Source organism: Pedobacter insulae (genome assembly GCF_900113525.1).
Lineage (GTDB): Bacteria > Bacteroidota > Bacteroidia > Sphingobacteriales > Sphingobacteriaceae > Pedobacter > Pedobacter insulae.
The window spans coordinates 164,292-180,734 of record NZ_FOPP01000002.1 but is presented as its reverse complement, the minus strand read 5'-3'; the positions used below and the strand labels follow the sequence as shown (position 1 = coordinate 180,734).

Here is a 16,443-nt window from a genome sequence, read left to right as displayed (position 1 = left end):
GTTTTGTATGCTATAACAATAATTAAAATTACTTGTTCACTAAATCAGTTCAAAGATAGGGTACCTTTTTATTTTTTCTATATTCTAGCGTACAAAAACCTCATGCATAAAGAAAGCCAGTATCTGACTTTCTTTATGCTTTAGTTCTTAGGCTGAACCCTACCACTTTTTTTGTCCCTCTCTCTACCAATCACATAACCTGCTCCGGCACCAGCTAAACCGCCGATGATTGCGCCACGGCCATCTTTTTTATCGATTAAAATACCACCTAATGCACCAACTCCGGCGCCGATTGCGGTTCCTTTAGCGGCAGAACTCCAACCTTCTTTCCTAATGCTAGTTGAAGTGCCTGCGTTAGTATTAGTAGTAGAGCCACTTGATGAATAATTAGTATTGCTTCTTCTCGCAGCTGCAAGTTCAGCCTGATGCCTTTCTTCTACCAGTCTTTCTTTCTCCGCAGCTTCTGCTCTTTTAAAGCTATCTAATTTTAAACTATCTCTAACGGCAACCATAGCTTGTTGCTTCGCTAATGCTTCCTCTTTTGCTTTGTTATTACATGATGCAAATACGGCAACCATTGTAATCATTATAAATATACGTTTCATTTTAATTTAATTTTTATAGTGATAACCATGTAAAAATGATGCCAAAGATTAATTGTGTGGATAAACAAAGTCTTACATCAAATTCATTATTACACTATTTAGATAATAATATGGGTCATTTTACGTACATTTGCACCAACGGAATATCAATGTGCTATTCTCTATTTAATCACCTACTGAACAATAGCCTATTGTTCAGCATTTCAAATCATTAGCCGCTTACCGTTGCTGTGCTAAGATAAAATATAAAGTTTTGACCATTCATGTTAACATTTACGATGTTAAAGGTCGACGAAAGGTAACCGAAGAGAGCAGTCAGTTTTTAATTTATACGATATTATTATGGCAAAGTCGCAGGCTACTTTCATGAAGAAACAATTAGAAAAAAATAGACAGAAGAAAAAAGAAGAAAAATTAGAACGTAAGCAAGAACGTCAACAAAATTCTACAGGAGGAGATTTGGAAAGTATGATGGCTTATGTGAATGAATTTGGAGAAATCGTTTCCACTCCTCCAGAAAAAAAATAACTTTTAAGTTACGAACTCAAAACACTATTCGCCTTACGCTTTGCGCTTCCCAAAAAAGTAGTATCTTGTTACCTTAGCTCATTATTAATATAAATTGATGAAACTAACCGTTTGGGGAGCAGCACAGCAGGTAACTGGCAGTATGCATTTATTGCAGATAACTGGCTACACCATCTTAATCGATTGTGGCTTGGATTACGAAAAAGGCACATATCAGGAAGAAAATCAATATTTCCCATTTAACCCTGCCGAAGTTGATGTGGTTATTTTAACACATGCCCACATTGATCACTCGGGGAATTTACCAACCTTAGTTAGAATGGGGTTCGAAGGACAGATTCTATGCACGGCTCCGACTGCTGATCTGAGCGAATTGCTCTTGCTTGATTCCGTAAATATTTTCTTAAGTAAGCTACATAAAAACGCTAGAAGCAAAAGAGGCAGGCAAGGTCCTAAGCCACTTTATCTACAAAAGGATGTAATGGAAACTGTCGATCGATTTGTCAGTATTAGTTTTCATAAACCCTTTAAAATTAACGGCAGTATTGCAGTAACCTTCATTCCAGTTGGTCATTTGCTAGGTGCGGCAGCGGTTGTACTATCGGTTACAGAAAACGGTAGAACGCAAGAAATAGGTTTTACAGGAGATATTGGAAGGAAAGGTTATCCCGTTCTTATAGATCCGCATCCCCTACCTCCCTTAGATTATCTGGTATGTGAATCTACTTATGGAGGTCGCTTTCACAGTAAAGAAGCTACTCTGCAAGAAACCCTGATCAAAACCATTAACGAAAGCTGCATTAAAAGTCCCGGCAGACTGATCATCCCAGCCTTCAGCATTGGGCGGACGCAAGCTTTAGTCTTTGCCTTAAATCAGATTTTCTCGAAAGGATTACTGCCTCCTGTGCAGATTTTTGTAGATAGTCCTTTAGCCAATTACGCAACAGACGTCTATCGGAAATACCATAATCTTGTTAATGAAGAGGCAAAAGAATTCTACCAATTAAAGGGCGATGAATTTGAGTTCGACAACCTGACTTATGTACACGACAAGAAAGAAAGCATTTCAGTAAGCAACTATCTTGAACCCTGTATTATCATCTCTTCCGCTGGAATGCTGGAAGGAGGGCGCATCCAAGATCATCTTTATCACAATATACAGAACTACTACTGCACAATTCTATTTATTGGTTATTGCGCAAAAGGCACGCTGGGCGATAGGTTATTAAGAGGTGATCCAATCGTTAGGCTACGCAACAGAGATTTGATGGTTTATGCTTCGATTAAAAAAACTGACCTGTTAAGTGGACACGGAGATCACTTCGACCTGATGAATACGGTAACACATCAAGATAAACAAAGGCTTAAAAAGATCTTCTTGGTACACGGCGAGCTCAAAAGCATGAATGCACTAGCTTCGGCAATCGCTGATGTGGGCTACGAAGTAGGCATTCCTGCTAAAGGTGAAAGTATCGAGTTATAGTTTCAAATGCGCTATGCTGTTACAAGTTTATCTTTTCTCTTTAAAATTAAAGCCGTTATCAAAGAAATCAATATGCCTAAGGGAAGTATTTCCATATAGGTTAGTAAAATTACACCGAAAGGAGTTTTGTACATGCCTTTATAAAATTCTATGCCCTCAATTTGCTCTTTTAATTTAACAGGGTCGGTATGCTCAGCCTTTAAGTTATTTATCGTAAGCTCCGTAAATCTTTCCATAAAATCTGGGATAAACAGATAATAACAGATAAGCCATACCAACACATAAAATGAGGCCGCTATTCCTGTAATGATAATTCCAATCTTAAAAGCCTTTCCAAAACTTATCATCCCATCACTAAATTTATCTCGGTAGTTCTTCACCCCGACAAACACAAAAGAAAAGGCTACCAGCATAAAGGTGTAGCCCAGCCACATGTTCCCTTCAACTTTACCACTGTTATAACAAATCACTGTCATAGCGATTAACATAGAGCTCGCAATTAAGCCTGAAATTAATCCAAAAATTAAAATGTTCTTCTTCATCTGTTTAATATTTTAAGTTTATAATTCCACAAAGAAATTATATTTCGCTACAAAAAGCCTCATACTTTAGGGTGATTTTGGGGTAAAAAGATCGATTTAAGGGATTAAAGATAATTTTTTTCCTAATTCAACTGCTTGAGTTCGACGTTTAACATCCATTTTTTCGAATAAGCGACTGCTATGTGTTTTGATCGTATTAAGGGATACGAATAATTGATCGGCTATTTCCTGGTTGCTTTTCCCCAAAGCCATCAGTGCTAACACTTCTAGTTCTCTCGCGCTTAATTTGAGTGCAATTAGGTTTTGCTCATTTAAAACAAAGTTTGCTGTTTGGGTGATAAAAACTTCCTTCTCTATTACTTTGGTCAAAACCTTTGGGTTGTTTAGTTTCAAAGCTAACCAAATTCCTAAGGCGGTAAATAGCAATGCAATAGCGCCTGCATAAATTTCAAATGAATGGGCTAAAATAACATATCGCAATTCAAGCCAGCGCAACAGCAGCAATAATATTGCTAATGATATCCCATACAGAATGGTCTGCCTGTAATTGCCAATATTTTTAATCATCTTACAAAACCAATTGCCGGGTTAATTTTTCAAATGTTTCTTCCGCATTCTTACAAAAGCCCGGATGTACTTTAGAGGGCTGCACCACAGTACTTCTGGTTGCTGTAAGCCACCTAAAACGAGAGGCATTGTCTAGCCGGCCAATAGGGCCAGCATCGTCGCCTCCTTCACAAATAGTAACAATTGCGTTCAGATTTTTCTCTAGAAAATCAATTTCTATTTGGGGCGCAAAAGCCAACAATCTATCTTGATCAATGACAATGGCTGCCCGTAAAAATTTTTGCTTAGCACAGTACAAAATTATCCCTACATTGATAAATTCTTCACGTTCTACCCTTGGCACAACTCGAATAACGGCATATTCAAATAAATGTTTCTCTGGCATTTTGAGCTTCCTTTACAAAAATTGATGAATTTGCTATGCGAGTGTTCAAAAATTTAGCATACGAATCGCGTTGCTGTTGACTACTTGAAAACATATCTTCGTCTAGCCACTCATCTGGTATTAAATTCAATACCGAAGAGATTATTGCCGGAGTAAATAGTTGACTTAATTCCGCATCGACAGTTGCTAATTCGCTTGCTTCTGGCAATAAAACATGATCCTTCACTAAAGTAAATGGTCTGAGCGCTTGCTCTTCCCAATTTTGCCAGGAATGATGAAAATAAAGTGATGCGCCATGGTCGATTAGCCAAAGTTCTTTATGCCAGTACAACATGTTCGTATTTCGCGGAGTCCGATCCATGTTGGTTAATAAACAATCTAACCAAACTATTTTCGAAGCCAAGACAGGATCAATGCTACTCACGGTAGGATCGTAGGTTATCGCTCCAGAAAGATAATGTAAAGCCAGGTTTAAACCAACACTAGCTTTTAACAGATCCTGGATTTCCTCATCCGGCTCCGTCCTTCCGAAAGCTTCATCAAGCTCGGCAAACACTAGTTCTGGGACTTTTAGCCCCGCGATTCTTGCTAATTCTCCCCCGATAATTTCGGAAATCAGCGCTTTGTGACCCTGACCTGCTCCCCGAAATTTAAGTACATATAGAAATCCATCATCAGCTTCTGCGATAGCAGGCATCGACCCGCCTTCACGCAAGGGAGTAACATATCGAGTAACATTTACAGTTCGTAATTGCAATTGCATTGTTTCTACTTTTACTTCAAATATATCATTATACTTTCAGTAATTTGAAACATGCTTAAAAACCCAACACTTTTTGTTGCCTAGTTTTGCGCAACGATATGATACTGAGCAGTAGTGGTATTTGCTGCATCAAACCATACGGTATAAGTTTTACCACTCTGAAATGAAGAACCAGGAATAACGGTGGACGACACCGAACCCACCAATGAAAACTTCAGGTCTACGTTAGCGTCAATGGCGCCATAATTAGATATCTTTCCAAAAGCAAGACCCGTTAATAACTCTTGCCCGCTATTAACGCTGATATTTATCGCATTTGTTAAAACTCCGCCGAGGTTCAAAAATCTAACATGTGCCTTTCCAGATGCAGGTTGAGCATTACTATCTGCAAAACCAATTATTTCCCCAGAACCATTTAAATTGTTCACATAAAATAGGGTATAATTTATATCTGTATTAGCACCAACAGTGTTTGAGGCATTAACAGTTTGGGTTCCAGCAGTTTTGAAGGAAATGGTACTCGTTCCCGCCTTAACTGTCAAATAATCAGACACCTCGCCATAAGCTACTGCAGTAGTAGTAACTTTTGTGTCACCCTGATAAAAATCTTGTGCGCTCGAACCTTGAACTGCATTTACGACTTTAAATTTCGCATCTCCATATACAATAACCTCGTCTTCGTTCTTTTTACAAGACAAAAATAAAGTAGTTGAAAGAATAGTGATCAAGAGCAATTTAGTTGCGATTTGGAAATTATTTGTTTTCATAAAAAAACACACTCAAATACCACGCCAATTCGTCAAATTTATGATTGAATTAATTCGTTTACTAAGAGCTAAAATATTTTTAGGTGTTTTTTTTTCTCTTTGACGACCTCTGTTAAAGTTTTAACCGCAGCTTTAGAGTCATGCCCAAATATTAAACTCGGCATTTAACACTATTTCGTTATTCGATTGAAATAGGAGGAAATAAAAATTAACTAGAAGTAAACTCCAATAAATCAAAATATTATTTCAAATAACAACCATATAACAATTATTATTTTGCATAGCTTAGGTTTATGATTAAGCCTATCTACCTTTTTTATGTATTCATTTTTAGCACACCACTTGTATTTGCACAAAGCCAACAGGGAGGCAGGTTAGCAGCAATGGGCAACAACGGAGCCGCAGTGAAAGATATATGGGGTACCTCTACCAATCCCGCTTCCATCAGCGAATTAAAAGTCCCCGCCCTCCAACTAAATTATGAAAAACACTTCTTGGCTGATGATTTAAGTAGCGCTGCACTAGCGTTTGTTTTCCCTTGCAACCGTTACTCGTTTGGCATCAACATACAACGATACGGTATTCCAGAATTTAGCACCATAAAAACCGGATTGATAGTCGCCAAACAATTTGGCCAAAAGCTTTCTATTGGACTAAGAGCCAATTACCATCAAATCAAAATCTCGAATTATGGCACCACAAAAGGAATTTCGGTAGATATAGGCGTTTTTTTTCAATTAAATGAAAAACTCTTCGTTGGTGCCTATATTAACAATCCCTCCCAAGAATCATACAACACTAGAGTAATTAATATTGCCGTACTCACTAGTGCACATATAGGTTTGGCCTATCAAACAAGTGCTAAGGTTTTAATTGCGACTACGCTTAGTAAAGAACTCGATTTACCTTGGAACGTTGCGATGGGAATAGATTATCAACTTATTAAATCTTTGAGTATACGATCTGGTGTGAGTGTAGCTCCATTCAAGCACCATATAGGAATCGGGCTTAGCTCCCTGCATTTCCTCACTGACGTCACCTTTATAAAGGATCCAAACTTGGGCTATTCACCTCAAATCACCATCGGTTATGTTTTTTAGAATTTTAATAACTTTTTTAATGCTTTCTTTTACGGTTAAAGCTCAGGAAGACTTACTTATTAAAGAGCTACTGGAAGATTTAGCTGAGGATTTACCTGAAGATTTTGATCTTTCAGAGTTAACAGAACGTTTAATTTTTCTTAGGAAGCATCCGATAAACTTAAATCGTACCGAGGCAGACGAGTTGAAAGAATTATTTTTCCTATCTCCACTTCAAATCTCGAACTTCTGTAACTATTTATCAGTAAATGGTAAATTGATCGACGTTTTAGAATTACAGGCAATTGATGGTTTCGACAGCCTAACGGTACGAAGAATATTACCATTTGTGCAAATTAATGAAGTTGACCTAAAACCTCGAATATCACTAGCGAATTTGACCAGTTTGGGTGAAAGTGATCTAGTTATTCGATATGCAAGAACATTGGAAAAACAAAAAGGCTTCAGAAATTTAACTGGAAGCCGATACCTCGGAACGCCAGAAAAAACTTTGCTCCGATACAAATACAACTTATTTAACAGATTAATGCTTTCACTCGTGTTAGAAAAAGATGCGGGAGAAAAGTTGATCGCTAAGCCAACAGATTTTATATCGGCTAATTTGACTATCCATAACCTCGGTATATTTAAAAAGTTAATTGTTGGAGATTATAGCTTACAATTTGGGCAAGGCCTGTCTTTGTGGTCGGGCTTTGGTTTCGGCAAAGGCCCCGATGTTACAAGCGCTGCGAAAAAAGATGTTGGTCTAAAACCTTATGCCTCAGCCAATGAATACTCTTTTTTTAGAGGATTAGCCACTAAGATCTCTCTATCAAAAAAACTTGAGGCCACTACCTTTTGGTCACTGCGAAGACATGACGCCGCGCTCAAGGCGAACACTTTCCTCACCACCCTCAATGAAACGGGCTATCATCGAACGGCAACAGAACTGAGGAATGCGCGAACGGTAACACAACAGAGTTACGGTTTAGCCTTAACGTACCAGCACCGCTATTTAAATCTCGGTGCAGTACTCTATCAGTCTCATTACAGCAAAACATTTATAACTAATGATATTACTTACAGGTTGTTTAATTTCACTGGAGAGCGATTAACAAACTTTGGGTTCAATTATGATTATACGTATAAAAATATCTATTTCTTTGGTGAAATTGCCAAAAGCCTAAAAAGTGGAACAGCACTGATGAATGCGATGCTCATTAGTTTTTCCAATCAAGTATCCGGTGTTTTCTTATACCGTAAATACCAAAAAAATTACCATAATTTCTTTAATCAAGCCCCCGGAGAGTCTGATGGAGCCAATGAAAATGGATTCTACACTGGCTTAAATATTAGTCCTTCAAAGCAATGGTTGATTTCTTTATATACTGATTACTTCAAGTTTCCATGGTTAAAGTTTAGGATAGATGCACCTTCAAAAGGGTATGAAACACTGGTACAAGCTGCTTATACCCCCACTAAAACTTTTAAGGCGCGATTAAGATATAAAAGGGAATTGAAGCAACAAAACACCTCCTTAACCGTGCCCATCAACTATTTGGAAGACGTAAAAAAGGAATCCTTTAGCATAGACGTAAACTGGAAGCTTAATAAGCTCATAAAACTTCAGAACAGACTTGAAGTAGCTCATTATCGGAAAGGAACAGCAAAATCTGAACTTGGTTATTTGGCTTACCAGGATCTGGCGATTGCTCCAATTAACTCAAAATTTACGGCTAATTTAAGACTAGCCTATTTTACTACTCCTTCTTATGATAGCCGACTATATGCCTATGAAGACGATATTTTGTACAATTTTAGCTTTGGTATGTATCATGGGTCAGGTTTCAGGAGCTATGTGAATGTTAAATATAAACTCCGCAAAAACATAGACATGTGGTTAAGATATGCACTCTTCTATTATCAACACACCACAACAATAGGCGCTGGCTTGGATGAAATAAATGGGAATAAAAAAACCGAGGTAAAGCTTCAACTCCGCTATCAATTCTAGTGATGTGACTCATAGCGCCGAAATTCTTTTTGTAAGAATGTTAATTCCATTAACAGCTGGAATGTGCTGGTCATACCCCATCGAAAGCGCAGACTATAAGGATATTATATTTTTTATCACTGGAGGTTTATTTTTAACCCTATGTGGGATTAATGTTTTTTACACATCATTAAGGGCATATCGTTTTAAACATTTAACCGGAATTTTATTTTCCTTTTTCCTTTTTGCTTTTGGGAGCACCTTAAGTCTCTTAAACAATAACACCTTAGCGACTAACTATTTCGCTAAATATACCGGCAACCAACTAAAAATATGGATTGATAACGAGCCTCAGGTTGGAAATACAACAGTAAGATTTACTGCAAATGTTACTGGGATAGGGAATGGCAAAAATTTTGAAAAAACAATAGGCAAGCTATTGGTTATCATCAATATAGACACAGTAATCCCCAGTAAGTATTACTATGGGGAAGAGCTGTTGCTAATCGCTGAGCATAGCCCCATCGCTCCTCCCTATAATCCAGCTGAGTTCGACTTTCAGGGGTGGCTTAAAGCTAAAAAGGTTTACCGACAAGTATTCATTCAACAAAAGAGTGTTGTAAAAACTGGTTTTAGTAGCGGAAACCCACTCATAAAATATGCTTTACTTCTTAGGAAGGCCCAGATTGCACACTATAATAGACTTCTCAAAAATAAAGAGGCATTTGCGGTCGCATCAACCTTAATATTAGGCTACAGAGCTGATCTTAGCGAGGAAACGTTGTCCGCCTATAGTAAAACCGGCACCATCCACGCGCTCTCTGTTTCGGGAATGCATGTGGGGATTATTTATTTGGTTTTGAATTGGTTACTCGGTTTTCTGGAAAGAAAAAGAAGCTTACGTATATTGAAAATCATTCTCATTTGCGTCCTCATCTGGTTTTATGCGCTGTTAACCGGATTTTCGCCGTCCGTACTCAGATCGGCAATTATGCTAACCGTATACATTGCAGCAAGATCTTTTAACCAATATATAAACAGTTATAATATATTAGCCTTTACCGCCTTTTGTTTATTAATCTATAACCCCTTTTTTATTTGGGATGTAGGCTTTCAGCTTTCCTTTTTAGCGGTTATAGGTTTAATTTATCTTCAGCCCAAAATTTATAAGTGCTTATATTTTAAATACCGTTGGGCAAACTGGTTATGGTCATCTATTTCGCTGAGTGTGGCCGCCCAAATTGCAACTTTTCCCCTTAGTATTTATTATTTTCATCAATTCCCGGTATATTTTATGGTGAGCAATCTTTTTATCTTGATACCCATAACCTTATTGATGTATCTGGGAATTAGCATATTATTATTCAAATTATATTTTCTTGCTCCAATTTTTGAGTGGATTATCATTTTTATGAACCGTGGATTGAACTGGATTGCCAATCTACCATTTTCGGGAGTTAATCAGATATGGATCAGTAAATTTGAGCTGTGCCTGTTAGGTACAGCACTAGCATTTGGGATCCTTGCATTAGTGGGAAGAAAGAAATACAATCTAATAAGTGCGCTTTTACTATGCTTGAGCTTACACCTATCATTTACATTAAGTACCATACGCGCTAAAGAGCAGCGAAAAATATTGTTTTTTACACTGCGCAATGGCTATGCAACAGCATTTATTAATAGGCAAGAGGCCATTGTAGTGACCAACTTATCGGCAAAAGACAAAAACTTTACCTTTTTTATACAGCCTGCTTTAGATCAACTAAAGATAAAGAACAGCCACTTAATAAAATGGCAGACCGACCTTGATTATAAGTTTTTTAGGAAGAAACATCATCAGATTAAGTTTTTCAACCATGATATCTTATTAATAGATAGTTCATTTAACTACAAATCCATCGCCAAAAACCCAGCTTTCGATATGGTATGGCTCCATCAAAATCCGAGAATCAAATTAGCCGATCTGAGAAAAACAATTAACTTTAATGGTTTGGTTGTTGATGGGAGTAACACTACGTTCAATATTAAAAAATATGTGGATGGTGCAAAGAAAATTAACATCGTACCAACTGTTTTAAAGAAAAATAAAGCATATTTGATCGACTTAAATTAAAAGCCACCATGAGCGAGCCTATTGTTTTATATGAAGTAAGGAACAGAATAGCGAGCATTATAATCAATAGGGTTGAAAAAAGAAATGCTTTAAATCCTGAATTGGTAAATTTATTAACACATTATCTGGTAAAGGCGGGCGAAGATGTTGATGTTAAAGTTGTTATTTTGAAAGCAAATGGACCAGTATTTAGTGCTGGAGCTGATTTAGCATATTTACAACAATTGCAACGGAATAGCTATGAAGAGAACCTAGCGGATTCGAAGAACCTCAAAGAACTTTTTACCACAATTCTCTATTTACCAAAAATTGTAATTGCACAAGTAGAAGGACATGCGATAGCCGGTGGATGTGGATTAGCAACGGTTTGTGATGTTATTTTTGCAGTTCCTGAGGCCAATTTCGGCTATACTGAGGTGAAACTTGGATTTGTCCCAGCCATTGTTTCTTGTTTATTAATGCGTAAGACGAGTGAAACAATTGCTAAACAAATTTTACTAACAGGCGAATTATTCAGTGCCGAAACTGCTTTAAATTATAATTTGATTTCCTTTGTAACAAACCAAGCAGAAATTGCTCAAAAGGTAAATGATTTTGCTTTAAATTTGTGTGCTAACTCCTCTACTAGTTCATTAAGTGTAACAAAACAATTAATAAATGAAGTTACTTACGATGGATTAGAGAAAAGTCTCGAGTCAGCGGTACAAATTAATGCAAGGGTTAGGGAAAGTGAGGATTTCAAAAAGGGAATAGCCTCCTTTATTAATAAGGAAAAAATAAAATGGTAAACTAATTTTAAAACTAATACTATGTTCAAATCTATCAAAACTGGCGTTTTAGCCGCAATTTTAATTAGCACAGCTATCGTTGCCCATGCACAAAAGAAAATAGCAGAAGGAACAATTACCTACACTTCAGAATATCATCCAACGGCCGAACAAGAGGGAGCTATTGCTATGCTGCCAACTGAAGTAAAAACTAAATTAAATGGTAATTTAATGAAATTCTCATTTGAAACTGGCCCCGCTACTATTACCATCGTACAAAATTTTGTTGAACACAATGGTTTAACTTTAATTGACGTTCCAGTAGCGCAAATGCAGTTGGCCGTTAAAATGGATAAAGCCGCATTTGAAAAAGAAATGGCTAAAGCTCCTAAGTTCAGCGACTTTAAAGCAACAGGCGAGAAAAAAATGATGGGTGCTTACAATGCTGAAAAATACACGTATAAAGATGACAAAGGAACTGCTTATGAATTATGGACAACGAATGACGTTGAATTACCAGCAGGTTATTTTGGTGAACAATTTAAAGATGTAAAAGGTACGCTTGTTAAGTATACCACATTTCAACAAACTGTTAAAACAACTTATACCTTAAAAGGAATTACGGAAGAAAAAGTTGGCGCCCTATCGTTGGAAGTACCTAAAGGATATGAGCTTAAAACAATGGAAGAAATTATGGCCATGCAAGGTGGTGGCGAGTAAGTTTTAAGCAACCGGACAATCAGGCTTTTATCATGGCTTTTTATTAAATTAGCAGCCAATGTTTAAAAGCCTGATTTTTTTTGTCCGATTTTTTGCTTTTTGGATACTATTTTTCTTAATAGAGCGCCTTGCCTTTCTATTCATTTTCCATCGAAAACTTAGAGACATTCCCTTTACGGAACGAATATTGACACTTTACCATGGGCTTCGATTAGACCTCTCTATGACGGCTTATTTGTGTACTATTCCCCTACTAGCCTTCTTTTTTTGGTTTTTAAGCAACCGGTCAGCCCTAAATCTGCGCTGGATTAACAGCTACAATAGGTTTTTCATTGTATGTTTTAGCTTATTAGCAGTCATTAATTTTAATATTTACAGGGAATGGGGAAGTAAGGTAAATGAACGCGCTTTCGGCTTTCTAATCGAAACCCCCAATGAAGCGCTGGCGTCGAGCGCATCTTCACCTATCTTGCTCAGCATACTTACTTTTTTAGTGCTGGTAGCCGTTTCATTTTACTTAAACGCTAAAATCACAAAAACCGAATATCAGTTAAAAAAAGGGCGGACTTGGTTAAAAATAGTGATCGCATTGCTTTTCTTAGGTATTAATTTTATCTGTATCAGAGGTGGCACCGGTGTAGCCCCAAATAACCAAAGTATGGCCTATTTTAGCGAACATCCAATACTCAATCATGCAGCAGTTAATACAGAATGGAACTTGATATCAAGCCTGTTAGCTTCAAAAAAAACCAATAAAAATCCTTATCGTTATTTTAATGAAACGGAGGCAGCTAAAAATGTAGCCCAACTATATCAAGTTAAAAAAGACAGCACCCTCAACATCCTTAAGACTAAAACACCCAATGTGGTTATTTTTCTCCTCGAGAGCTTTACGGCAAACCTCACCAAAACGCTTGGCAATGAAGATGGTATTAGTCCCCACCTCGATAGCTTAATGCAAAAAGGCTTCTTATTTAGCAAAATTTATGCTGCAGGAAACCGAACCGACAAAGGTTTAATTGGCACCTTAACCGGCTTCCCCACCTTGGGAACTGGCAGCATTGTAAAGTGGCCTGAAAAGATGCAGAAAATACCTGCGATTAGTCAGTCCCTTGCCAGAAAAAACTATCATACCTCTTTCTTTTACGGAGGAGAATCGGAGTTTGATAATTATAAAGCATTTATTTTAAGTCACGATTACAGTGTTTTAACAGATAAGAATAGCTTCGATAAAAAAGATATGAATTCAAAATGGGGAGCCTATGATGATCTTGTTTTCGATAAGCAATTACAAGCCGCAAGTAACACCCCACAGCCGTTTTTTGCTACAATTTTATCATTAACAAACCACGAGCCATTTGAACTGCCTACCGCTTACAAGTTTGGTAAATCGGATCCTGTGCAGCGCTTTAAAAGCACTGCCTATTATACTGATTCGTGTATGAACGCTTATTTAACAAAAGCTAAAAAGCAAGATTGGTATAAAAATACGTTGTTTATCGTCATAGCCGACCATGGTCATCTTTATCCTAAAAACAAATACGATATCTTTATGCCGCAACGTTATCACATACCCCTTTTATTTTTCGGAGAGGTGATAAAAGAGGAATATAGGGGTCAAAGTTCTGATATCATCGGCAGTCAGCAAGACCTCGCTTCAACATTGCTTGCCCAATTAAATATTTCCGCTAAAGAATTTACCTGGAGCAAAAATCTATTAAACCCTTACACTAACGGATTTGCGTTCTTTAGTTGGGATAACGGATTTGGTTTTATCAACCAACAACAAAGTGTTACATTTGACAATGTGGGCAAGAGCATACTCTACGAAGCGGATGCAAATAACGCTAGTGCTACCCAAACTAATTTAAAACTTGGAAAATCCTACCTACAAACTGTTTATCAACAATTTATAAAACTATAAAACCAATGAAAATAACCAAAATTTTAATCGCTATCGCAGTTTTCATCGGAAGCTACAGCCAAGCCTACGCACAAAGAGGAGGGCTAAACTGGACCAAGGAAGGAAATGCTTACTACCTCAATTCGGGTGGAGAAATTATCACGGTAACTTTACCTAAAAACGAACGGAAAGTGATCATTAGTAGCGCCCTGCTTACTCCGCCAAATGCTGGCTCCCCCCTATCGGTACGAAGCTTCCAACTAACCGATGATGGTAAAAAAGCATTAATTTATACCAATACAAGGAGAGTTTGGCGTCAGGACAGTCGCGGAGATTACTGGGTAGCCGACATCGGTAACGGCACGCTTACTCAAATTGGTAAGGATAAACCTGCATCTTCTTTGATGTTTGCGAAATTCTCACCAGATGGCAGCAAGGTAGCCTATGTTAGCGGTCACAATATTTATGTGGAAGATTTGGCCACACATAGTTCAAAGGCACTTACTACGGATGGCACCAGCAGAATGATCAATGGCACATTTGATTGGGTTTACGAAGAGGAATTCAATTGTTTGGATGGCTTCAGATGGAGCCCTGACGGAAAATCTATTGCCTATTGGCAAATAGATGCAACCAGGATCAAAAACTTTTTGATGATGAACAATACCGATTCGATCTATTCTTTTACCGTTCCGGTTGAATATCCTAAAGTTGGCCAGGACCCGTCTTCTTGCAAGATAGGCATCGTAGATCTGCAAACTGCTAAAACGAATTGGCTTGCTGTTCCGGGCGACAATGTGCAACATTATATTCCACGCATGGAGTGGATACCGAATACCAATGAGGTAATTTTACAACAGTTAAACCGTGAACAAAACGAAAGCAAGGTATTTGTTGCCAATATAAATTCGGGTAACATAACCGAAATTTTGAAAGAGAACAGTCAGGCTTGGATTGATCCAAATGATGGCTGGACTTGGTTAAACGGCAATAAAGAATTTATTTGGGAGAGTGAGAAAGACGGTTGGCGACATCTATATAGAATAAGTAAAGATGGCAAAAAGCAGACGCTCATTAACAATGGCCAGTATGATATAATGGACGTTAATTTAATTGACGAAAAGAACAATCTGGTTTATTTTAGCGCGTCGCCCAATAATGCGACCCAAAAATACCTTTATAAAACAAGATTAGATGGGAAAGGTAAATTAGAAATGGTAACGCCATCAGTGTTACCCGGCACACATAGTTATACCATTTCTCCGAATGGTTTATTTGCGAGACACAGCTATAACAGTTCCATTGTGAGTCCGGTTACCGAGTGGATGAATTTTACGACAAAGAATCCATTAACCATGGAGGGAAGTATTACCAATCAGCTTGCAAAGCAACAACCGCCAAAAAACAAAGTGGAGTTTTTTAAAGTAACAACCGAAGATGGTGTTGAAATGGATGGATGGATGAAAAAACCGGATAATTTTGACAGCACTAAAAAGTATCCGGTGGTATTTTATGTGTATGGCGAACCGGCATCGCAAACTGCTGCTGATGTTTTCGGTGCGGGTAGAAATAGTTTATATCATGGCGATATGGCAGCGGATGGCTACATTTATATATCGATGGATAATAGAGGTGCTCCTGTACCAAAGGGTGCCGCATGGCGTAAAAGCATTTATAAAAATATAGGGGTAATTAATATCCGGGATCAGGCAATGGCCACTAAAAAGCTACTGGCAACCTATCCCTTTATGGATAAAGATCGCGTAGCAGTACATGGATGGAGCGGCGGTGGTTCCTCAACGCTAAACTTGCTGTTCCAATATCCAGAAATTTATAAAACCGGGATTGCTGTAGCTGCAGTCGCTAACCAGCTAACCTATGATAATATTTATCAGGAGCGTTACATGGGCACTCCATTCCCAAGTACAGAGGCGTATATAAAAGGTTCGCCCATTACTTATGCCAAAAACCTGGTTGGTAACTTGTTATATATTCATGGTACCGGTGATGATAATGTTCATTATCAAAATGCGGAGATGTTGATTAATGAGTTGATTAAAAACAAAAAGGTTTTCCAGATGATGAGCTATCCTAACCGTACACATGGTATTGCAGAAGGCGCCGGAACCAGAGAACACTTATCGCTAGTCTTTACCAAGTTCTTGAAAGAGAATTGTCCGCCAGGAGGCAGGTAATAGTCACCATATATCCCATAAAGGCCCCAAAGC

The 16,443-nt window shown here is 37.8% G+C and carries 15 protein-coding genes; 9 read left to right on the top strand and 6 right to left on the bottom strand.

Annotated elements, in window-relative coordinates:
* Positions 1-140: 140 nt before the first annotated feature.
* Positions 141-605 carry a YMGG-like glycine zipper-containing protein gene (locus tag BM207_RS03710; RefSeq protein WP_090992230.1) on the bottom strand — a complete coding sequence of 155 codons (465 nt, stop codon included), beginning with the start codon at positions 603-605 and terminating at the stop codon, positions 141-143.
* Between the two features lie 366 nt (positions 606-971).
* Here BM207_RS03710 and BM207_RS03705 point away from each other — a divergent pair, with 366 nt between their 5' ends.
* Entirely contained in the window at positions 972-1,133 is a 162-nt protein-coding gene (locus BM207_RS03705) for a hypothetical protein (protein WP_245768017.1), read from the top strand.
* Positions 1,134-1,230: 97 nt separating this feature from the next.
* Positions 1,231-2,616 (top strand): MBL fold metallo-hydrolase, encoded by a 1,386-nt coding sequence (locus BM207_RS03700; RefSeq protein WP_090992229.1) that lies wholly within the window; start codon positions 1,231-1,233, stop codon positions 2,614-2,616.
* Positions 2,617-2,627: 11 nt separating this feature from the next.
* Here the strand turns inward: BM207_RS03700 and BM207_RS03695 are convergent, their stop codons facing one another.
* The 5 genes from BM207_RS03695 to BM207_RS03675 all read right to left on the bottom strand — a co-directional run bounded on the left by BM207_RS03695 (position 2,628) and on the right by BM207_RS03675 (position 5,640).
* Positions 2,628-3,158, bottom strand: coding sequence for a DUF4199 domain-containing protein (locus BM207_RS03695; protein ID WP_090992228.1), 531 nt, complete (start codon positions 3,156-3,158; stop codon positions 2,628-2,630).
* Between the two features lie 96 nt (positions 3,159-3,254).
* The gene (locus tag BM207_RS03690) at positions 3,255-3,725 is read right to left on the bottom strand and encodes a response regulator transcription factor (protein ID WP_090992227.1); all 471 of its coding nucleotides are present in this window, start codon (positions 3,723-3,725) and stop codon (positions 3,255-3,257) included.
* A gap of 1 nt (position 3,726) precedes the next feature.
* Positions 3,727-4,110 (bottom strand): DUF3037 domain-containing protein, encoded by a 384-nt coding sequence (locus BM207_RS03685; RefSeq protein WP_090992226.1) that lies wholly within the window; start codon positions 4,108-4,110, stop codon positions 3,727-3,729.
* The gene (locus BM207_RS03680; protein WP_090992225.1) at positions 4,088-4,873 is read right to left on the bottom strand and encodes a HipA family kinase; all 786 of its coding nucleotides are present in this window, start codon (positions 4,871-4,873) and stop codon (positions 4,088-4,090) included. The genes BM207_RS03685 and BM207_RS03680 overlap by 23 nt, the downstream gene beginning before the upstream one ends.
* A gap of 80 nt (positions 4,874-4,953) precedes the next feature.
* Positions 4,954-5,640, bottom strand: a complete 687-nt coding sequence (locus BM207_RS03675; protein WP_090992224.1) for a DUF4397 domain-containing protein — start codon at positions 5,638-5,640, stop codon at positions 4,954-4,956.
* Positions 5,641-5,933: 293 nt separating this feature from the next.
* On the opposite strand from BM207_RS03675, the gene BM207_RS03670 reads away from it, so the two are divergent.
* The 7 genes from BM207_RS03670 (at position 5,934) to BM207_RS03640 (ending at position 16,410) form a co-directional block, all read left to right on the top strand.
* Positions 5,934-6,740, top strand: coding sequence for a hypothetical protein (locus BM207_RS03670; RefSeq protein ID WP_090992223.1), 807 nt, complete (start codon positions 5,934-5,936; stop codon positions 6,738-6,740).
* A gap of 19 nt (positions 6,741-6,759) precedes the next feature.
* Complete coding sequence (locus BM207_RS03665; protein WP_245768016.1) at positions 6,760-8,733, top strand: general secretion pathway protein GspK; 1,974 nt, start codon at positions 6,760-6,762, stop codon at positions 8,731-8,733.
* Between the two features lie 61 nt (positions 8,734-8,794).
* Entirely contained in the window at positions 8,795-10,825 is a 2,031-nt protein-coding gene (locus BM207_RS03660; protein ID WP_177217047.1) for a ComEC/Rec2 family competence protein, read from the top strand.
* 8 nt (positions 10,826-10,833) lie between these two features.
* Positions 10,834-11,613: an enoyl-CoA hydratase/isomerase family protein gene (locus BM207_RS03655; RefSeq protein ID WP_090992220.1), complete on the top strand. Its 780-nt coding sequence runs from the start codon at positions 10,834-10,836 to the stop codon at positions 11,611-11,613.
* A gap of 21 nt (positions 11,614-11,634) precedes the next feature.
* Positions 11,635-12,312 carry a hypothetical protein gene (locus tag BM207_RS03650; protein WP_090992219.1) on the top strand — a complete coding sequence of 226 codons (678 nt, stop codon included), beginning with the start codon at positions 11,635-11,637 and terminating at the stop codon, positions 12,310-12,312.
* Between the two features lie 223 nt (positions 12,313-12,535).
* Positions 12,536-14,236: an LTA synthase family protein gene (locus BM207_RS03645; RefSeq protein ID WP_245768015.1), complete on the top strand. Its 1,701-nt coding sequence runs from the start codon at positions 12,536-12,538 to the stop codon at positions 14,234-14,236.
* A 5-nt stretch (positions 14,237-14,241) separates the two neighbouring features.
* Positions 14,242-16,410 carry a S9 family peptidase gene (locus tag BM207_RS03640; RefSeq protein WP_090992217.1) on the top strand — a complete coding sequence of 723 codons (2,169 nt, stop codon included), beginning with the start codon at positions 14,242-14,244 and terminating at the stop codon, positions 16,408-16,410.
* The last annotated feature ends 33 nt before the right edge of the window (positions 16,411-16,443 follow it).